Below are 18,081 nucleotides of genomic sequence, written 5' to 3'. Positions count from 1 at the left end.
CCTAGTCCTCCGTTATTACAACTTGGAGTCGGCAGCCATCTGCACGTAGCTGGGGTCGAAGCGCAGCTTGAGGTTGGTCTTGTCGCCGCTGGTCACGCCATTGGCGAAGGCCATGCCGATGGCGCTGGTGTCCTTGGCGCCTTCACCCAGCAAGCCGTGCTGAAAGGAAAACTCGGCGACCTTGCGCATGGTGTCGGGCAGTTGCTTGCTGGTGGAGAATTCCAGCGCTTCTTTCGGTGTGGCGAACAGTTTGGTGGTGTCGAGTTGCGCCTGGAAACCGGCCAGGTCGGTGCCCGAAGCTTTGGCCATGTGTTCGAGGGCGGCTTTGCTGGCGGCGTTTTTGGCGTTCATCAACTCCACCACTTCGAACCAGGCACCGGTCAGGGCTTTGCCCAAGGCCGGGTTGTCTTTGAGGGTGACGCTGTTGACCACCATCATGTCCATGATTTCGCCGGGAACCTGGCTGGAGTTGAAGACTTCGGTCACGCCGGGCTTGGCCTTGATGTCCGAGAGCATCGGGTTCCAGGTGGTGACGGCGTTGACCTGGTCGGTGTTGAAGGCGGCCGAGATGTCGGCGTCGGAGGTGTTGACCACTTTCAGGTCTTTCTCGGTAAGGTCCACCGAATCGAGTGCCCGGGCCAATAGATAGTGGGACACCGAGAGCTCCACCAAATTGACGTCCATGCCCTTGAGGTCGGCGACTTTCTTGCCTTCGCCTTTGAGCACGATGCCGTCGTTGCCATTGGAGAAGTCGCTGACGATCAGCGCTGTGCTATCGACGCCACCGGCAGCCGGAATGGTCAGCGCATCCATGTTGGTCATGGTGCAGCCGTCGAACTGGCCGGCGGTGTATTGGTTGATGGATTCGACGTAATCGTTGAGCTGCACCACATCGATTTTGATGCCGTACTTTTTCGCCCATTTGTCGACGATGCCTTGGCTGCCGGCATATTCCCAGGGCATCCAGCCGGCATAAATAGTCCAGCAGACGCTGAAATGGTCTTTTTGTGCGGCCTGGGACGAGACGCTCACGAGGGCTGCAAAAGCAGCGGCGAGCAGGGCGGGTAAACGAAGTCGGGACATGGTGTGGTTCTCCAGTTGATCAAGGGCGGACAGGAAGGCAGCGGCACCGCGAACGGTGGCTTGTCTCCCGGGCTTTTGTCCCGCCGTGTAACCTCAACTGGAGGTCGCCAACTCTCGGACCAGCCACTCGCCTAAGCGAGCCGGAACCCTAGTCAGCCATTGCAAATTGTGGTGCCGCGAACCTGTGATGACTCCTGCACGTCTTTGATAAAGCGAGAGCCGTGCCAAGTCGGTTTGAGCCCTCTGGCTGGGGGCATGGAGGGGAAGGGGGAGATGAACGGAGGCGCGCGCCTTGCCTTCTCATGGTGCGTTGGCGCATGGGTATGCACCGTAGAAGGACGGTTGCCCGCTGATCTGAAGGTCAACGCCGTCTGGCACTCGGGGCCGGTTTGAAAGTCAAAACAAATGTCAGTCGACTGCTGTTTGCGGGTCTTTCAGGAGGCCTCCATGCTCTGTCAAAAAATGCTCCGTCGCTTACTGTTCAGTGTGTTTATCGGTTTGGGTCTGTCCGGCTGTTACTACTACGCAGGCTCTGGCGATTTCTATCCGACACCTTATTACTACCCCGGTTATTACTACTCACCTTACTACTACGGCGGCCCGCGTTTTTACGGGGGTTATCGTTATTATTATTTCAGTGGGCCCCGTCATTACCATGGTGGGCACCATCGCGGGCACCGTTAATCCGCTCATCGATACAACGGCGTGTCCGGCCTCACGGACGCGCCGTTTTCTTAAGGCTGGATGAAAAACCTTTCATCGGCTACTTGTTTCAACGTGTTGCGGGAGCGCACCAGATTCCGAATTCACTGTCTGATATTTCGACAGTCGCCGAACCATTGACTGTCGCCTGCCAGCGTCGCTGGTGTGGCTCACTCGCGGTCCAGGAGGCCGCCATGCTCTGTCAAAAAAAGCTCCGCCAAATTCTGCTGATTGTTTTATCGGGATTGTCTCTTGGTGCGTGCGTGCCCTATTCCGATGGAGGATCCAGCTACTACCGTTCCGAGGTCTATACGTCCCCAGCGCCGTATTACTCCGGTGGCGGGTCTTATTACTCTGACGGTCGTTACTACTCGGCCCCGCGCAGGTATTACTCACCGCCTGCACGGTATTACCAGCCATCGCCGCGTTATTACCACCAGCCGCGGGTTTATCAACCGTCCCCGCGTTATTATCAACCGGCCCCGCGCTATTACCAGTCGGCGCCACGAGCAGACTACCGGGTCTATCAGAATCGTGGATGGGACCGTCATGACCGTCGTGACCGTGGCGGCTGGGATGGCCGTCACCGCGGCGGCCGAGGCGATGACCATCGAGGCCACAACAGGTCGGATTATCGTGGCGGTCGGGGCGATCACCGTGATGGCGATCGGGGTGGCCGAGACAACCACCGGTAAACCACTCAATAAAAAAGCGGCGCATGAAACGCCGCTTTTTTTGTGTCCCGAAACTCAGTACTCCGACAGGTCAGCCAAAGGATGCCGGCCTTCCCAGACCTTATGGAAATGCGCCTCCACCGCCGCCTCTGGCACATTGTTGATGTCCGGCCAGTGCCAGTGAGGTTTCTGGTCCTTGTCGATCAACCGCGCTCGCACGCCTTCGCTGAACTCCGGATGACGGCAGCAGTTGAGGCTCATGGTGTATTCCATCTGAAAAACTTGAGCCAACGATAGATGCCGGGCGCGATCGATCTGTTCCCACACCAGATGAGCGGTCAGGGGCGAGCCTTCAGTCATGGTTTTGGCGGCACGACTGAGCAGCAGATCGGGGTGATCGCGCAGCGCACTGATGGCCTTCCAGGCGCATCGAACGTCGCTGACATCGAGCAGTTCGTCGATCTGCTCGCGTCGAGGCAACCACTGGGCTTCGGGCAGCTGCGCAATCGCTTCCTGCTGCAAGGCCTTGAGCAGGCTGTTGAGCTGCATGGCTGTTTGTTCCTGCCAGTTCAATTGCAGCAAACCTTCGAGCAGCTCATGCTGTTGATCATCGCGCAGGAAGCGGTCGGCGAGGTCCAGATCGATCGCATCACGACCGTTCATCTGGGCGCCGGTCAGGCCGAGAAACAATCCGAGCTTGCCGGGCAACCGCGACAGAAACCAGCTGGCGCCGACGTCCGGGTACAAGCCGATGCCGATCTCCGGCATCGCCAACCGGCTGCTCGGCGTGACAATCCGAATGCTCGCCCCTTGTAGCAGCCCCATGCCACCGCCCAGTACGTACCCATGACCCCAGCAGATCAGCGGTTTCGGGTAGGTGTGCAGGTTGAAGTCGAGGCGATATTCTGCTGCAAAGAAGTGCGCAGCCAAGGGCGGCACTTCGCCGGGATGGGCGCGACACGCCTCCACCAGGCTGCGTACTTCGCCGCCGGCACAAAAAGCCTTGGCGCCATTGCCGCGCAGCAGCACGCAAACGATCTGTGGCTCCTTGGCCCAGGCGTCCAGTTGATCGCGCAGGGCGTTTATCATCGGCAAGGAGAGGGCGTTGAGAGACTTTTCGGCATCCAGGCTGGCGATGCCGATGCGTGCGCCGTCGGTGCCGGTGAGTTCTTCGAAGTGCAGATTCATCGTGACCTCGATCGGGAATTTGAGCGTTCAGTATGATCGCTCTATAGGAAAGTGCCGGATCTGCGTCAGATCAATTGACAAGCGTGATGGGCTTTCCTAGGGTTCGCCCCATTGTTTTTGCCGGATGTAACCATGACTGCTGACGACCGTATCAAACTCGAACCGAGCTGGAAGGAGGCACTGCGTGCCGAATTCGACCAGCCTTACATGGCAGAGTTGCGCACATTCCTGCAACAGGAACGCGCGGCGGGCAAGGAGATCTATCCACCCGGACCGATGATTTTCAACGCGCTCAATTCCACGCCGCTGGACAAGGTCAAAGTGGTCATTCTCGGTCAAGACCCTTACCACGGCCCGGGTCAGGCCCATGGGTTGTGCTTCTCGGTGCAACCGGGCGTGCCGGCACCGCCGTCGCTGGTGAACATCTATAAAGAATTGAAACGCGACCTGAACATCGACATTCCCAACCATGGCTACCTGCAGAGTTGGGCAGAGCAGGGCGTGTTGATGCTCAACACCACCATGACCGTGGAACGCGCGAATGCCAACGCCCATGCGGGCAAGGGCTGGCAATATTTTACCGACCGCATTATCGAAGTGGTCAGTGAACATCAGCCACATCTGGTGTTCCTGCTATGGGGCGCGCATGCCCAGAGCAAGCAGAAACTCATCGACGCCACCAAACACCTGGTGCTGACTTCGGTCCATCCGTCGCCGCTGTCCGCCTATCGCGGCTTCCTCGGATGCGGGCACTTCAGTCGGGCGAACAAGTTTCTGGAGCAGAATGGCGAGACGCCGATCGAGTGGCGGTTGCCGGCGGTCTGATGTGTTGGCCGGGAGGGCCCCTTCGCGAGCAAGCCCGCTTGTGTCTTGCGCAGGACTTAGACTGAAGATGAGAGCGGTGAGTGGCAAGCTGAACGCCCGGAGTGCTAGCAGCACGTGTGGGAGCCCATGCTGCCATTCACCTCTCCACTCTGGTTATTGAGCCCGAACAGTTGAACGAGCCGACCTCGAACATTACAAGCGTGGAGCCCAACCAGAGCGCTCTCATTTATGAGTGTAAGAGGGTTTAGCCATGTTTTCCTGCGCAGGCATTGATGTTTCCAAAGACAGTCTGGAAGTCTGGATTAATTCGCAAGGCATTGGTGCGAGTTTTCCGAACAGCGCCAGTGGTTTCCCGGTGCTGATTGATTGGTTAAAAGGCTTCGAAGTCACCCGCGTGTTACTGGAAGCCACCGGTGGCTACGAGCGGGGGCCCATGAAGGTGCTTCAAAGGGGCGGCTTTGACGTCTTACGAATCAATCCTCGTCGGGCGAAAGATTTTGCCAAGGCAATGGGTTATCGCGCTAAAACAGACGCGATAGATGCGCGGCTTCTCGCCGAATTTGCAACGATTATAAAGGACGCCGATAGCCGTATCACCAGCGCCGAACAGGACAATTTGCGTGCGCTGGTACAGCAACGCGAAAACTTTGTTCAGCAGCAAAGTGACGACAGGCGGCGTATCAAAACGGCTTCTGTCGACTCGATAAAACCCTTGTTGCAAAGCCATATCGACTATTTAGATCAGGCAATAAAGTCGATAGAACAGCTGATCTGCCAAAGCGCCAAAGACCTGGACAGTGAAAAAATTGCCCGCTTGCGCTCGGTTAAGGGACTAGGGCTCGTGACCGCAGCCAGCATCATGGCCTACCTGCCTGAGCTGGGAGAGGTTGGACGGCACGAGATCGCAGCACTGGCAGGGATCGCCCCTTACAACGACGACAGCGGCAACCACGAAGGGCCTCGTCATATAAGCGGTGGCCGATTTGCCGTGCGACGTGCGATGTACATGGCCAGTTGGGCTGTGATTTTGCGACAACCCGAGTTCAAAGCCCGATATGACGCGCTTCGCCTGAGAGGTAAATGCGCGAAAGTGGCGCTGATCGCCTGCATGCGGGTGTTGTTGATAAGGCTGAACGCGATGATCCGTGACCAAACTGAGTGGAGAGAGCAGGCAGCCTAAACAGACTGCTTGCTCATTTGGGAAATCACATGGTTTGAGACTGTGGAAGTTCGGCTGCCCTTTGATCAAACTTCAAAATAAAAGACATCAAGACAGTTGCTCCCACATTAGACCGAGTTGTCCAGGCATACACGGTCTAATGTGGGAGCGGGCTTGCTCGCGAAGAGGGCGACTCGGTCTATCAGGGAGAATCCGGCTCCCGGTTCCAATACCGAAACAACGGTTCCGCCAGAAACAATACAAACAACAACCGCATCACCTGCATCGCCGTCACCAATGGCACCGACAGTTGCAGGGTCTCCGCCGTCAGGCTCATCTCAGCAATCCCGCCGGGCATCATGCCCAAGGTCAGCGAGCGCAGATCCAGATGGGTCAGCGCACTCAACCCCAATGCCGCCAAAGTGGCGATCAACATGGTCAACACCGTGCCCAGCAGGGTTCGGCCCATGAACGACGGTGCCCGCCGGAAGAACTGCCGATTGAAGTGACACCCCAACCCACTGCCAATCAACCACTGGCCAATCTGACTGCCGCCGTTGGGCAGACCGATGTGCAGGTCCCAGGCAATGCTCACCGTCGCAGTCACCAACAACGGCCCGAACAGCCAGGGGTTGGGTTGACGCAGGCGCTGCCAGATCCAGGCGGCAAGGGCGCCGGCCGGGAACAGAATGGCCAGCCACCACCCGTTGACGGTCGTTGGATGCAAGACCGGCGCACCGTCGCCCAACAGGTACTTGAACGCCGCCGGCACACACAGCACCACCACCAATACTCGCAAACTCTGCCCCGCCGCGACACGGCTGAGCACCGCGCCGTTGCGCGCGCCGAGGTTGACCATCTCCCCGGAGCCGCCGGGCATGCTGGAAAAGAACGCCGTGGCGCGATCTTCCCCGGTGCGCCGCATCAACCAGACCCCGACCACCGCGGACAGGCTGGTGACCAGTGCACCGAAGAAGATCAAACCGAAGTGGCTCAGCACCTGCTCCATCACCACCGGGGTGAAGTGCAGGCCGATGCCGATGCCGACAACCCACTGGCCGCACTTGCGGCCGCCAGGGATTTCCGCCAATTGCCAGGGAGTCAGACAGCGCACCAGGATGATCGCCAGCAACGAGCCAACCATCCACGGCAGTGGCCAGCCGATCTGGCTGGCGAGGTAACCGCCCAGCAGACCGACCAGCGGTGTTCCCCACCAGCTTTTGAAGGGGGGCCGATCAGACATCGGCGATAGCGCGTCGGGCGACCGAACGTTTGCGCCAGATGCGCAGCAGCGGCATCAGCAGCATGATTGCAGTCAGCACCCAGCAACCGAACGTGATCGGGCTCGACCAGAGGATTTCCAGTGCACCGTTGGAAATCGACAGGGCGCGACGCAGATTCTGTTCCATCAACCCACCGAGAATGAAGCCCAGCAGCACTGGCGACAACGGGAAGTCTAGCTTGCGCAGGATGTAGCCGAAGATGCCGATGCCGATCATCAGGAACAGGTCGAAGGTTGTGGCGTGAACCGCGTAGACACCGATCCCGGTGATGATCGCAATCACCGGCACCAGCGCCCAGTTTGGCACGGCGAGGATGCGGGTAAAGATGCGGATCATCGGGATGTTGAGGATCACCAGCATCACGTTGGCAACGAACAACGACGCGATCAGGCCCCAGACGATGTCCGGTTGTTGCTGGAACAGCAGCGGACCCGGGGTGATGTTGTACAGCGACAATGCGCCGATCATCACCGCCGTGGTACCCGAACCTGGAACACCGAGGGTCAGCATCGGCACCAGGGCACCGCAGGCTGCGCCGCCGATAGCGGTTTCTGGAGCCGCGAGGCCGCGCATATCGCCTTGTCCGAAAGTGCCCTTGGCACCGGCGATACGTTTTTCGGTCATGTAGGCCACCGCGCTGGCCAGCGTCGCGCCGGCACCCGGCAACACACCCATGATAAAGCCCAGCAAACCGCAACGGACGTTCACCACGAACACCGCCGAGGCTTCCTTGAAGTTGAACATCATGCGCCCGGTGGCTTTCACCGCTTCCTGGCCCCGGTGGGTTTTTTCCAGCAGCAGGAGGATTTCGCTGATGGAGAACAGGCCCAACACCAGCACGACGAACTGAATGCCGTCCGTCAGATGAATGTTATCCCCGGTGAAACGGTATACGCCGCTGTTGGCGTCGATCCCGACGCTCGACAGAAACAGACCGATCAGCGCTGCAATGAAGGTCTTGAGCGGTCGGTCGCCGGCCATGCCGCCGAGACAGACGATCGCAAACACCATCAGCACGAAATACTCCGCCGGACCGAAGGCAATCGCCCATTTCGCCAGCAGCGGGGCGAACAGCACCATGCCGCAAGTCGCGATGAAGGCACCGATGAACGAACTCCACGCCGACAGTGACAGCGCTACACCGGCCAGACCCTTGCGGGCCATCGGGTAACCGTCGAGGGTGGTCATGACGGTGGAGGCTTCGCCCGGAATGTTCAGCAGGATCGAGCTGATCCGGCCGCCGTATTCGCAACCCAGGTACACCGCCGCCAGCAGGATCAGCGCCGACTCCGGTGGCAGGCCGAGGGCGAACGCGATGGGAATCAGCAACGCCACGCCGTTGATCGGCCCCAGTCCCGGCAACAGCCCGACGACGGTGCCGATCAAGGTGCCGCACAATGCGGTCACCAGGTTGTACGGGCTCAGCGCGACGCCGAAGCCCTGACCCAAATAGCCAAGAGTATCCATATCAGTTCTCCAGAACGTCGAGCACGCCCAACGGCAGTGGCACGTCCATCAACTTGTCGAACAGCAGATAAAGACCGATGGCCATCAGGCTGATGATCACCGCGCTGGGCAGCCAGCGGCCGCCATACAGGCGTGCCATCGGGACCCCGATCAGAATGCTGGCGACGATGAAACCAAGGGGTTCGAAGGCCCCGGCGAACACCAGCAACAGCAGCACGCAGATGCCGATTTTGATCAGGGTTTCGCGGTCCAGTTTCGGGTCGTCATCGCTGTGCACGATCGGCGCCGGCCGAAATACCATGTACAGCAAGGCCAGGCCCATCAGGCCGAGCATCAGCAGAGGGAAGGCGCGAGGGCCGACCGGTTCGTAGGAAAAAGCCGCTTGATACGGCCACGCCATCAGCGCCAGGCCGACACAGGCCAGCAACAGCACCGAAGCAAAAATGCGTTGTATGAGCATGAGGAACTCCTGGGCCACGACCCCGAGAACCGGGGCCGCAGCCGCTAGACAGAGGCGATCACTGGATCAGGCCGAACTCTTTGGCCAGCACTTTGTAGTCCGCGACCTGCTTCTTCACGTAGGTGTCCAGCTCTTGGCCGGTCATGGCGAACGGGAACAGTTCACGCTGGTCGCGCAGTTTGGCGAAATCCTCGGAAGCCAGCAGTTTGTCGAAGGCGTCTTTCCACCAGGCGTAGTCTTCGTCGCTGACTTTTGGCCCGAGGTAGAAACCGCGAACCACCGGCCAGACGATGTCGTAGCCTTGCTCTTTAGCCGTCGGAATGTCTTTCATTTCCGGCTCGTCCAGACGCTTCTCGGAGAACACCGCCAGCAGACGCATGTCGCCACTCTGAATGTGTGGCATGGAGTCGGAGATGTCGGTGCTGCCGACCTGGATGTGGCCACCGAGCAGGGCGGTGGCAATTTCACCACCGCCTTCGAGAGCGACGTAACGCAGGTCACGGGGATTGATCCCGGCCGCCTTGGCGATCAATGCGGTCTGCATCCAGTCCTGGCTGCCGACGGTGCCGCCGGAACCGATCACCACTTTGCTCGGATCTTTCTTCAGGGCCTGAACCAGATCGTCCAGGGTCTTGTAAGGCGAATCGCTTTTCACCGCGATGGCGCCATAACTGGTGCCGACGGCGGCGAGCCAGCGGACGTTGGTTTCATCGAAACGACCGAATTTGCCTTGCGCCAGGTTCAGCAGCGAACCGCTGGACCACGCCACCAGCGTGCCGGCGTCGGCCGGACGCTGGGCGACCACTGCGTTGTACGCCACCGCGCCGACACCGCCGGGCATGTAGGTCACGCGCATCGGTTTGGTCAACAGTTTTTCGTTCACCAGCGCGCTTTGCGCCAGTTTACAGGTCAGGTCGAAACCGCCGCCTGGCGAGGCCGGGGCGATGCATTCCGGGCGCTTGGGTTCGGCCATCAATTGGCTGGCAAACAGCACACAGCTGGCGGCTAGAGCAACTTTACGCAGTGATAAGTTCATTTGAGTCTCCACGGGCATTATTGTTATTGGACGTGATGTTTACCAAAGGGCAACGCTATAGCTCACCAGCAGACGCACTTCATCGGCATCGCGAGCGGAGTAGTTGGAACGGTAGGTGGCATTGCGCAGGCGTACGGCGACGTCTTTCAGGGTGCCGCTTTGTACGACGTATTTGATCTCGGTGTTGCGTTCCCACTCTTTGCCTTCGTCGCCGTTCTTGAGCTTGATGTTGTCACCGCTCAGGTAACGGCTCATGAAGCTCAGGCCCGGAATGCCGAGTTTGGCGAAGTCATAGTCGTAACGTGCCTGCCAGGAACGTTCTTCGGCACCGGCAAAGTCATTGATCTGCACGAAGTTGACCAGGTACGGATCGCTGCCATCGACGTAGGGGAAGGCACTGTCCCCCGACATGTGCTGATAACCGGCGCTGAATTTATGCCCGCTCAAGGCATAGCTCACCATCCCGTTCAGGGATTTGTTGTCGATCTTGCCGCCCCGTGCTGCGCCTTCGTCGTCACTGATGGCCAATCGCAGATCGGTGCCGAACGTGCCGGGGCCGAACGGTTGCGACGCGACAACGCCGAGGAAGTGCTGGTTGTAGACTTCATCGAGTTGGGCGAAGTGGTAGCTGCCGGTGATCTTGTCGGCGAACTTGTAGTCCACGCCGCCAAAGTCAAAATGCTTGCCGGCCACGGTGCCGGCGAAGCGGCTGTTCTTGTTGTTGAGGGCGATGTCCTCGAAGTCGGTACTGTCGCGGTCCTTGGCTTTCTCCAGACGCCCGCCGGTGAAGGTCAGGTTCTTGATCTCTTTGGAGGTCAGCAAACCGCCTTCAAAGGTCTGCGGCAGAATGCGCCCGTCGTTGGGCTTGAGGATCGGCAGTTCCGGAATCAGGCTGCCGATTTTCAGTTCCGTGACGGAGATCTTCACTTTGCCGGTCAGGCCGAGCTTGGAATACTCGTCCGCCGCGCGCCCGTCGTCATGGGTCGGCAGCAGGCCGGTGCCGGTGCGATCCGGACTCGAATCGAGTTTTACCCCCAGCATACCCAGCGCATCGACACCGAACCCCACAGTGCCGTCGGTGTAACCCGATTGCAGATTGAGCATGAACCCCTGGGCCCATTCGTCCCGCTTGGATTGCTGGGCGCTGGTGCCGTCGCGAAAGTCGCGGTTGAAATACATGTTGCGGGTTTCGAAGGTTGCCGTACTGTCTTCGAAGAAGGCAGCCTGGCTCAACGGCGAAAAGCCGGCGAGGGCGGCGGCGCTGACAAGGGCGGTCTGGCTGAGACGGGAAAAACGAGCAGGCGGGTGAGCCTGAAGCTGCATGGACAGCATGGTGACGTACTCCGTTTATTGTTCTTATTGGCGAAAACGCTTCGAGGCGTTTCTCGTACTGCTATGGGCACTGGCAACGGCAGTCGAAACTGTCCGTGGCTGGACTCTAACCGGCCAACCTTTCGCTAACCTTTCAGCTGACTTTCACTGTTTTCGCGCTTCACAGCGACGGATGCGGCTGTAAACTCCGCGCCAAAGAATGGCGTCGACCATCCCTGAATGAGGTAAAGATCCATGCGTGTTCTGCTCGTTGAAGACCATCTGCAGCTTGCCGAAAGTGTCGCTCAGGCGCTCAAGAGCACCGGGCTGACCGTGGATGTGTTGCACGACGGTGTGGCGGCCGACCTGGCCTTGAGCAGCGAGGAATACGCCGTGGCGATCCTCGATGTCGGCCTGCCGCGCATGGATGGCTTCGAAGTGCTGGCGCGCCTGCGGGCCCGGGGCAAGAACCTGCCGGTGCTGATGCTGACCGCCCGCAGCGACGTCAAGGATCGGGTTCACGGCCTGAACCTTGGGGCTGACGATTACCTGGCCAAACCTTTCGAGCTGACCGAGCTCGAAGCCCGGGTAAAAGCCTTGCTGCGCCGCAGTGTGCTCGGCGGTGAACGCCAGCAGCGTTGTGGCGTGCTGGCCTACGACCTGGACACACGGCGCTTCACCCTCGGCGAAGAATTGCTGACCCTGACCTCTCGCGAACAGGCGGTGCTCGAGGCCCTGATCGCCCGTCCCGGTCGAGTGATGAGCAAGGAGCAACTGGCCGCCCAGGTCTTCGGCCTGGACGAGGAGGCCAGTCCCGATGCCATCGAAATCTACGTCCACCGCTTGCGCAAGAAACTCGACGGCCAACCGGTGGCCATCGTGACCTTTCGCGGCCTTGGCTATCTGCTGGAAAGCCGCGATGCATAAGCTCAGCAGCCTGCGGTGGCGGTTGCTGTGGAACCTCGCGCTGCTGCTGGTGGTGTTGATGCTCGCCAGTGGTTTGAGCGCCTATTGGAATGGTCGCGAAGCCGCCGACACCGCTTATGACAGGACCTTGCTGGCCTCCGCCCGGACCATCGCCGCCGGCTTGTCCCAGCGCGACGGCAGCCTCAGCGCCAACGTGCCCTACGTGGCCCTGGACACGTTCGCCTACGACAGCGCCGGGCGAATTTTTTACCTGGTCAATGACATCAATCAGAAGTTGATCTCGGGCTACGAAAACCTGCCGGCACCGCCGCCGGGAACACCGCGCACCGATGACTATCCAGCGCTGGCGCGTTTTTATAACGCCACTTATCAAGGGCAAAACGTGCGGGTGGTCAGCCTGCTCAAAGCGGTCAGCGAACCGAACATGAACGGCATGGCGGAAATCCGCGTGGCGGAAACCGATGAGGCACGGGTCCGTATGGCTCGCAGCCTGATGGCCGATACGTTGTTGCGTCTGGGCATGCTGGCAATCGGTGCGTTGCTGCTGGTGTGGTTTGCGGTCAGTGCGGCGCTGCGTCCACTGGAGCGCTTGCGCACCGCGGTGGAAGAGCGTCAACCCGATGACTTGCGGCCCTTGCCGCTGGTGGAAGTGCAGCACGAGCTGGGGCCGCTGGTGCGCGCGCTCAATCACTTTACCGAGCGTTTGCGCGGGCAGTTCGAGCGCCAGGCGCAATTCATCGCCGATGCCGCCCATGAACTGCGCACGCCGCTGGCGGCGCTCAAGGCACGTCTCGAACTGGGCTTACGCTCGAGCGAACCCGAAATCTGGCGCAGCACCCTGGAAACGGCCGCCCAGGGTACGGATCGCCTGACCCACCTGGCGAATCAATTGCTCTCGCTGGCACGGGTCGAGAATGGTGCCCGAGCCATCGCCGAGGGCGGTGCGCAGTTGCTCGACCTCAGTCAGCTGGCCCGTGAACTGGGCATGGCCATGGCGCCGTTGGCCCATGCACGTGGCGTGGCGCTGGCGCTGGAAGCCGACGAACCGGTGTGGCTGCGCGGCGAACCGACGTTGTTGAATGAACTGTTGAGCAACCTGGTGGACAACGCGCTGGCCCACACGCCACCGGGCGGCAATGTGATCCTGCGGGTCATGGCACCGGCGGTGCTGGAGGTCGAAGACGATGGCCCGGGAATTCCTCTTGAAGAGCGGGATCGGGTGTTCGAGCGTTTTTACCGGCGCAACCAGCAGGTGGCTGGCTCAGGGTTGGGCCTGGCGATTGTCGGTGAAATCTGCCGCGCCCATCTGGCGCAGATCAGCCTGCACGATGGCGAGCGGGCGGGGCTGAAGGTGCGGGTGAGTTTTATTGCAGGTGAGTGAGCACCGCCCTGTGGCGAGGGGGCTTGCTCCCGTTGGACTGCGCAGCAGTCCCTTTCTTTTTAGGTAGAGAGTGGGGCCGCTTCGCAGCCCAGCGGGAGCAAGCTCCCTCGCCACAGAAATCAGTAAAACATCGACCGCGAACCTTCCAGATCCTTGCACATCGCCTCGTTCTCCGGATCGATCCCCAGCTTCTTGAAGGCCGGCACACTGAAGGGGTCGATACGAGCCAGTGGATGATCGGTGTCCTTGTGACAGTACAGGCTGGCCACTTGCACCAGATCGACATAGTCGACCCGCTCCGATTGCCGCTTGAAATCCAGATACAGCCCCGGCAATTGCACCAGCATTTCCGGAAACTCCCAGACCCTGAGCAATTTATCGCCGAGCAGCGGATGAATCCGGTCGATCACATGGTTGAGGCTGACCGGGTCCGATAACAATTCATAGTGATCTTCGGCGTAGGTCAGGATCGGCAGCACGCCAATCTGATGCACGAGCCCGCCGAGCGCCGCCTGATCAGGCTTGAGCTGCGTATAGCTGCGGCACAACGCGTAACTGACGCCGGCGATTTCCAGGCTTTTGCGCCAGACCTCGCGCATTTTCTGTTCCACCACTTCGGAACGGGCGTTGAAGATCTGTTCCATCACCAGGCCGATGGCCAGGTTGCTGCTGTAATTGACACCCAGCCGGGTGATGGCCGTGTGCAAGTCAGTCACTTCCTGGGTCGCGCGCAGCAACGGGCTATTGACCACTTTGATCAGGCGCGCCGACAGCGCGGTATCGCGGCCAATCACTTTACTCAGTGTGCTGACACTGATTTCCGGGTCTTCGGCGGCCTTGCGAATCTGCAGGGCCACTTCCGGTAACGTTGGCAGAACCAGGTCATCGTTATCGATGGCCTCAACCAAATCCTGTTGGACCTTATCCGCCAGCTCGCTCATTTCTTTTCTCTAGGTGTTGCGACAAGTGCTGCTATTAACGCTGGATTTCGCGATCGCGATCCAGTTGGTAAGGCAGGTCGAGCAGATGCAGGCCCGGACCTTCGAGTGCGCCAAGGTGCAGGTTGCCATCTTCTGCAGCTTCGGCTTGCAGCACGGCAAGGAGTTCAATGTTTTGCTCGGCGCGGGCGGCTAGCACCACTTCACCGATAGAGCTGCCGTGGGTCGGGGAGAACAATTGGGTACCGGGCTCCGGTAATTCGCCAGCCTCCAGTTGCAGGCGATACAACCGGCGCTTGAGTTTGCCCAGGTACTGCATGCGTGCGACGATTTCCTGGCCGGTGTAGCAGCCTTTCTTGAAGCTCACGCCACCGACGGCTTGCAGATTGAGCATCTGCGGGATGAACAGCTCGCGGGTGCTCGGCATGACCTGACCGATCCCGGCGCGGATCTGGCCCAGCAGCCATTGATTCAGATCGCCTTCGGCCAACAGGGCGGACAGCTTGCCCTTGACGGTGTCGGCTTGATCGGCGCCCACCCAGAGTTCAGCGCGGTCAGACGAGACGCGAAGGGCGATCAGGCCTTCGTTGCGCACGACGCTATCAGTGTCGGCCGGCAGTGCCAGGCCCAGGCTGACCAGTGCTGCATCGCCCTGCTCAAGGCCAAAACGAACCCAGCCGGCACTTTCATCGGTCAGTTTCGATTTGGAGAACACCGCGTACTTTTTCAGGTCCGCCAGTTGCGGCTCCAGCAGTTCGCTGGCCATCGCCATGAGTACACCGTCGCCTTCCAGCAGAATGCGGAAACTCGACTGCATCCGGCCTTTCTGCGTGCAGCGCGCGCCAAGGCTGGCCTGGGTGTCGCTCAGGTAATTAAGGTTGCAAGTCAATTGGCCTTGCAGGAATTTGCTGGCATCCGCGCCGCGTACCGCGAGAACGCCTTCGTGAGACAGGGTGCAAAAAAAAGCAGAATCGGCCATGGGTCATCGCAGGGTAAAGAGTCCGAAGGACATCATAAGGGGGCGCCCTTGAAATGGGTAGTTCACAAAGGTTCGTGGAGGGCGACCAAAGCCGACTGTTCGAGCAGGCCCGGGGCTGTATACTTGCCGCCTATTTGAGGAGCGCTCCATGGTCGAACAAGTTGAACTGAATCGCCTCTACTGGCACAGTCGCCGCGGCATGCTTGAGCTTGACGTGTTGCTGGTGCCGTTTGTGAAAGAGGTTTATCCGCACCTCAATCAGGTGGATCGCGATTTATACGTCCGTCTGCTGACGTGTGAGGATCAGGACATGTTCGGCTGGTTCATGGAACGCGCCGAATCGGAAGATCCGGAGCTGCAGCGCATGGTTCGCATGATCCTGGATCGTGTCCAGCCCAAGTAACGCGTTCGAATGCCGCTGGCATGCCTCACGGCAGTTGCTGGCGGCCTATCTTCTCGCCCAGCTGTTCGCGTTGGGCTCGCTGTTTCTTCTCTCGATACCGCTCTGGGCCAGCTTGCTCGGCGTTATGTTGTGCGTGGCTCACAGCATTTGGGTATTGCCGCGACAGATTCTGCTGACACACCCACAGGCCTTTCGCGGCTTGCGTCGCGATGCCGATGGCTGGCAGTTGTGGAGTCAGGCGCAAGGTTGGCAACCCGTACAGCTACGGCCGGACAGCCTGGCGTTGCCATTGATTGTGGTACTGCGTTTTCGTCTGCGCGATGAGCGACGGGTCAGGGCGATCTGTGTGCCGCGGGATTCGCAGGCGGCGGATGTGCACCGACGCCTGCGGGTCCGGCTCAAGTTCAGTCGGCGTAGGTGGGCGGCACCAGAATAGTGTCCAGGGCGACCGGCAGCATGTTCGGGTAGTCGAGGGTGTAGTGCAGGCCGCGACTTTCCTTGCGTTCCATGGCTGACTGGATCATCAGCTCGGCGACCTGCGCCAGGTTGCGCAATTCGATCAAATCCCGGCTGACCTTGTAGTTGCTGTAGAACTCGTCGATTTCGTCCAACAGCAGACGCACCCGGTGCTGAGCCCGTTGCAGGCGCTTGTTGGTGCGCACGATGCCGACGTAGTCCCACATGAATCGCCGCAGTTCGTCCCAGTTGTGCGCAATGATCACGTCTTCGTCAGAATCGGTGACCTGACTCGCATCCCAAACGGGCAGGGCGGTCGGAATCGACACTTCTGGCAGCTGCTCAAGAATGTCCGTCGCCGCCGAGCGGGCGTAAACGAAACATTCCAGCAGGGAATTGCTGGCCATGCGGTTGGCGCCATGCAGGCCGGTGAAGCTCGTTTCGCCAATCGCATACAGGCCCGGCACGTCAGTGCGGCCTCGCTGGTCGACCATCACGCCGCCGCAGGTGTAGTGCGCCGCCGGCACCACCGGGATCGGTTGTTTAGTGATGTCGATGGAGAATTCCAGGCAGCGCTCATAGACCGTCGGGAAGTGCGTCTTGATGAAATCTTCGGGCTTGTGGCTGATGTCCAGATAGACGCAGTCGATACCCAGACGCTTCATCTCATGGTCGATGGCGCGGGCGACGATGTCCCGTGGTGCCAACTCCGCCCGTGGGTCGAAGCGCTGCATGAAGCGTTCACCGTTGGGCAGCTTCAGGTGTCCGCCTTCGCCACGCAGGGCTTCGGTGATCAGGAAACTCTTGGCTTGCGGGTGATAAAGGCAGGTGGGATGGAACTGGTTGAACTCCAGATTCGCCACCCGGCAGCCCGAACGCCAGGCCATGGCGATGCCATCACCGCAGGCACCGTCGGGGTTGCTGGTATAGAGGTAGACTTTTGCCGCGCCACCCGAAGCAAGGATCACGAAGCGCGCGCCATAGGTATCGACTTCACCGGTGCCGCGGTTGAGCACATAGGCGCCAAGGCAACGATCGCCTTCAAGGCCCAGGCGCTTTTGGGTGATCAGGTCGACCGCGACTCGCTGCTCCAGCAGTTCGATGTTGGGACGCTGCTTGGCCTGATCGAGCAGGGTTCTGAAGATCGCCGCGCCCGTCGCATCGGCAGCGTGGATGATGCGCCGATGGCTGTGACCGCCTTCGCGGGTCAGGTGAAACTCGAAACCACCGTCTTCGGTGCCAGACTGTTCATCGCGGGTAAAGGGTACGCCTTGATCGATCAGCCATTGAATCGCTTCTCTGCTGTGCTCGACGGTAAAGCGCACGGCGTCTTCATGGCACAGGCCACCGCCAGCGTTGAGGGTGTCCTCGACGTGGGATTCGACAGTATCGGTGTCATCCAGAACGGCGGCGACACCGCCCTGGGCCCAGAAGGTTGAGCCATTGGCGAGGTCGCCTTTGCTCAATACGGCGATGCGCAAATGACCGGGCAAGGTCAGCGCAAGGCTCAAGCCGGCAGCACCGCTGCCAATTACCAGAACATCGTGTTGAAACTGTTGGCTCATTTCAGGATTCCGCTCAAAGCGACCCGGGACGGGGTTGGCGCAAGACAGCTGGATTGGCGAGTCAAGACAGCCACACAGCCCACTAGTATATAGAGGGGGGGAGCGGCACAATAGCCGGGCTCACATGGCATTGTGAAACTACTGTGACGGAAAAGGCTGGACGCTTCGTCGGAAGTTTTTTGAGGGCGTCGGCGACAAGGCGACTGTATCGTGGATTTAACAGTCTTTTTCTCTTCACAGTTGC

18 protein-coding genes and 1 riboswitch are annotated in these 18,081 nt (G+C 59.8%); of the genes, 8 read left to right on the top strand and 10 right to left on the bottom strand.

Annotated elements, in window-relative coordinates:
- Positions 1-15 precede the first annotated feature (15 nt).
- Positions 16-1,083, bottom strand: a complete 1,068-nt coding sequence (locus PSH65_RS25070; RefSeq protein WP_305422992.1) for a putative urea ABC transporter substrate-binding protein — start codon at positions 1,081-1,083, stop codon at positions 16-18.
- 62 nt (positions 1,084-1,145) lie between these two features.
- Positions 1,146-1,246, bottom strand: a riboswitch (guanidine-I (ykkC/yxkD leader).
- Positions 1,247-1,530: 284 nt separating this feature from the next.
- On the opposite strand from PSH65_RS25070, the gene PSH65_RS25065 reads away from it, so the two are divergent.
- Complete coding sequence (locus PSH65_RS25065) at positions 1,531-1,767, top strand: hypothetical protein (RefSeq protein ID WP_305422991.1); 237 nt, start codon at positions 1,531-1,533, stop codon at positions 1,765-1,767.
- Positions 1,768-1,979: 212 nt separating this feature from the next.
- Entirely contained in the window at positions 1,980-2,480 is a 501-nt protein-coding gene (locus PSH65_RS25060) for a hypothetical protein (RefSeq protein ID WP_305422989.1), read from the top strand.
- A 54-nt stretch (positions 2,481-2,534) separates the two neighbouring features.
- Here the strand turns inward: PSH65_RS25060 and PSH65_RS25055 are convergent, their stop codons facing one another.
- Entirely contained in the window at positions 2,535-3,647 is a 1,113-nt protein-coding gene (locus PSH65_RS25055) for an enoyl-CoA hydratase/isomerase family protein (RefSeq protein WP_305422988.1), read from the bottom strand.
- Positions 3,648-3,779: 132 nt separating this feature from the next.
- Here PSH65_RS25055 and ung point away from each other — a divergent pair, with 132 nt between their 5' ends.
- Positions 3,780-4,472, top strand: a complete 693-nt coding sequence (ung, locus tag PSH65_RS25050; RefSeq protein ID WP_258620509.1) for a uracil-DNA glycosylase — start codon at positions 3,780-3,782, stop codon at positions 4,470-4,472.
- 250 nt (positions 4,473-4,722) lie between these two features.
- Positions 4,723-5,652 (top strand): transposase, encoded by a 930-nt coding sequence (locus PSH65_RS25045; protein ID WP_305421584.1) that lies wholly within the window; start codon positions 4,723-4,725, stop codon positions 5,650-5,652.
- Between the two features lie 181 nt (positions 5,653-5,833).
- Here PSH65_RS25045 and PSH65_RS25040 read toward each other — a convergent pair whose 3' ends face one another.
- Genes PSH65_RS25040 through PSH65_RS25020 form a run of 5 tightly spaced genes read right to left on the bottom strand, consistent with a single transcriptional unit; the run spans position 5,834 to position 11,209 of the window.
- Positions 5,834-6,874, bottom strand: a complete 1,041-nt coding sequence (locus tag PSH65_RS25040; protein ID WP_305422987.1) for an AbrB family transcriptional regulator — start codon at positions 6,872-6,874, stop codon at positions 5,834-5,836.
- On the bottom strand, positions 6,867-8,381 hold the full coding sequence (locus tag PSH65_RS25035; RefSeq protein ID WP_019580849.1) for a tripartite tricarboxylate transporter permease: 1,515 nt from the start codon (positions 8,379-8,381) through the stop codon (positions 6,867-6,869). The genes PSH65_RS25040 and PSH65_RS25035 overlap by 8 nt, the downstream gene beginning before the upstream one ends.
- 1 nt (position 8,382) lies before the next feature.
- Positions 8,383-8,841 (bottom strand): tripartite tricarboxylate transporter TctB family protein, encoded by a 459-nt coding sequence (locus PSH65_RS25030; RefSeq protein ID WP_305422985.1) that lies wholly within the window; start codon positions 8,839-8,841, stop codon positions 8,383-8,385.
- A 58-nt stretch (positions 8,842-8,899) separates the two neighbouring features.
- Positions 8,900-9,877 (bottom strand): tripartite tricarboxylate transporter substrate binding protein, encoded by a 978-nt coding sequence (locus PSH65_RS25025; RefSeq protein ID WP_305422984.1) that lies wholly within the window; start codon positions 9,875-9,877, stop codon positions 8,900-8,902.
- A gap of 39 nt (positions 9,878-9,916) precedes the next feature.
- On the bottom strand, positions 9,917-11,209 hold the full coding sequence (locus PSH65_RS25020; RefSeq protein WP_305422983.1) for an OprD family porin: 1,293 nt from the start codon (positions 11,207-11,209) through the stop codon (positions 9,917-9,919).
- 234 nt (positions 11,210-11,443) lie between these two features.
- Between PSH65_RS25020 and PSH65_RS25015 the strand changes: the two genes are divergently transcribed.
- The gene (locus tag PSH65_RS25015; protein WP_007898613.1) at positions 11,444-12,115 is read left to right on the top strand and encodes a response regulator; all 672 of its coding nucleotides are present in this window, start codon (positions 11,444-11,446) and stop codon (positions 12,113-12,115) included.
- Entirely contained in the window at positions 12,108-13,496 is a 1,389-nt protein-coding gene (locus PSH65_RS25010) for a sensor histidine kinase (protein WP_305422982.1), read from the top strand. The genes PSH65_RS25015 and PSH65_RS25010 overlap by 8 nt, the downstream gene beginning before the upstream one ends.
- A 119-nt stretch (positions 13,497-13,615) precedes the next feature.
- Here PSH65_RS25010 and PSH65_RS25005 read toward each other — a convergent pair whose 3' ends face one another.
- Positions 13,616-14,437 (bottom strand): HDOD domain-containing protein, encoded by an 822-nt coding sequence (locus PSH65_RS25005; RefSeq protein ID WP_305422980.1) that lies wholly within the window; start codon positions 14,435-14,437, stop codon positions 13,616-13,618.
- A 34-nt stretch (positions 14,438-14,471) separates the two neighbouring features.
- On the bottom strand, positions 14,472-15,413 hold the full coding sequence (locus tag PSH65_RS25000; protein WP_305422978.1) for a folate-binding protein YgfZ: 942 nt from the start codon (positions 15,411-15,413) through the stop codon (positions 14,472-14,474).
- A gap of 148 nt (positions 15,414-15,561) precedes the next feature.
- On the opposite strand from PSH65_RS25000, the gene PSH65_RS24995 reads away from it, so the two are divergent.
- Together PSH65_RS24995 and PSH65_RS24990 are read left to right on the top strand one after the other, a co-directional pair.
- Positions 15,562-15,816, top strand: coding sequence for a succinate dehydrogenase assembly factor 2 (locus PSH65_RS24995; protein ID WP_217856610.1), 255 nt, complete (start codon positions 15,562-15,564; stop codon positions 15,814-15,816).
- Positions 15,800-16,252: a protein YgfX gene (locus PSH65_RS24990; RefSeq protein WP_305422976.1), complete on the top strand. Its 453-nt coding sequence runs from the start codon at positions 15,800-15,802 to the stop codon at positions 16,250-16,252. Before PSH65_RS24995 ends, PSH65_RS24990 begins: the two co-directional genes overlap by 17 nt.
- Here PSH65_RS24990 and nadB read toward each other — a convergent pair.
- Positions 16,221-17,837 carry an L-aspartate oxidase gene (nadB, locus tag PSH65_RS24985; RefSeq protein ID WP_305422974.1) on the bottom strand — a complete coding sequence of 539 codons (1,617 nt, stop codon included), beginning with the start codon at positions 17,835-17,837 and terminating at the stop codon, positions 16,221-16,223. The two genes, PSH65_RS24990 and nadB, sit on opposite strands and share 32 nt — an antisense overlap.
- Positions 17,838-18,081: the final 244 nt, after the last annotated feature.

Source organism: Pseudomonas sp. FP603, assembly GCF_030687415.1.
Classification (GTDB): Bacteria; Pseudomonadota; Gammaproteobacteria; order Pseudomonadales; family Pseudomonadaceae; genus Aquipseudomonas; species Aquipseudomonas wuhanensis.
Note: the sequence above shows the minus strand (reverse complement) of the source record. Positions and strands in the feature narration are given on the sequence as shown.

Bases quoted from the DNA above. Each gene is read 5' to 3' on its own strand.
- PSH65_RS25070 (WP_305422992.1), bottom strand. From the start codon at position 1,083: ATGTCCCGACTTCGTTTACCCGCCCTGCTCGCCGCTGCTTTTGCAGCC.
- PSH65_RS25065 (WP_305422991.1), top strand. From the start codon at position 1,531: ATGCTCTGTCAAAAAATGCTCCGTCGCTTACTGTTCAGTGTGTTTATC.
- PSH65_RS25060 (WP_305422989.1), top strand. From the start codon at position 1,980: ATGCTCTGTCAAAAAAAGCTCCGCCAAATTCTGCTGATTGTTTTATCG.
- PSH65_RS25055 (WP_305422988.1), bottom strand. From the start codon at position 3,647: ATGAATCTGCACTTCGAAGAACTCACCGGCACCGACGGCGCACGCATC.
- ung (WP_258620509.1), top strand. From the start codon at position 3,780: ATGACTGCTGACGACCGTATCAAACTCGAACCGAGCTGGAAGGAGGCA.
- PSH65_RS25045 (WP_305421584.1), top strand. From the start codon at position 4,723: ATGTTTTCCTGCGCAGGCATTGATGTTTCCAAAGACAGTCTGGAAGTC.
- PSH65_RS25040 (WP_305422987.1), bottom strand. From the start codon at position 6,874: ATGTCTGATCGGCCCCCCTTCAAAAGCTGGTGGGGAACACCGCTGGTC.
- PSH65_RS25035 (WP_019580849.1), bottom strand. From the start codon at position 8,381: ATGGATACTCTTGGCTATTTGGGTCAGGGCTTCGGCGTCGCGCTGAGC.
- PSH65_RS25030 (WP_305422985.1), bottom strand. From the start codon at position 8,841: ATGCTCATACAACGCATTTTTGCTTCGGTGCTGTTGCTGGCCTGTGTC.
- PSH65_RS25025 (WP_305422984.1), bottom strand. From the start codon at position 9,877: ATGAACTTATCACTGCGTAAAGTTGCTCTAGCCGCCAGCTGTGTGCTG.
- PSH65_RS25020 (WP_305422983.1), bottom strand. From the start codon at position 11,209: ATGCTGTCCATGCAGCTTCAGGCTCACCCGCCTGCTCGTTTTTCCCGT.
- PSH65_RS25015 (WP_007898613.1), top strand. From the start codon at position 11,444: ATGCGTGTTCTGCTCGTTGAAGACCATCTGCAGCTTGCCGAAAGTGTC.
- PSH65_RS25010 (WP_305422982.1), top strand. From the start codon at position 12,108: ATGCATAAGCTCAGCAGCCTGCGGTGGCGGTTGCTGTGGAACCTCGCG.
- PSH65_RS25005 (WP_305422980.1), bottom strand. From the start codon at position 14,437: ATGAGCGAGCTGGCGGATAAGGTCCAACAGGATTTGGTTGAGGCCATC.
- PSH65_RS25000 (WP_305422978.1), bottom strand. From the start codon at position 15,413: ATGGCCGATTCTGCTTTTTTTTGCACCCTGTCTCACGAAGGCGTTCTC.
- PSH65_RS24995 (WP_217856610.1), top strand. From the start codon at position 15,562: ATGGTCGAACAAGTTGAACTGAATCGCCTCTACTGGCACAGTCGCCGC.
- nadB (WP_305422974.1), bottom strand. From the start codon at position 17,837: ATGAGCCAACAGTTTCAACACGATGTTCTGGTAATTGGCAGCGGTGCT.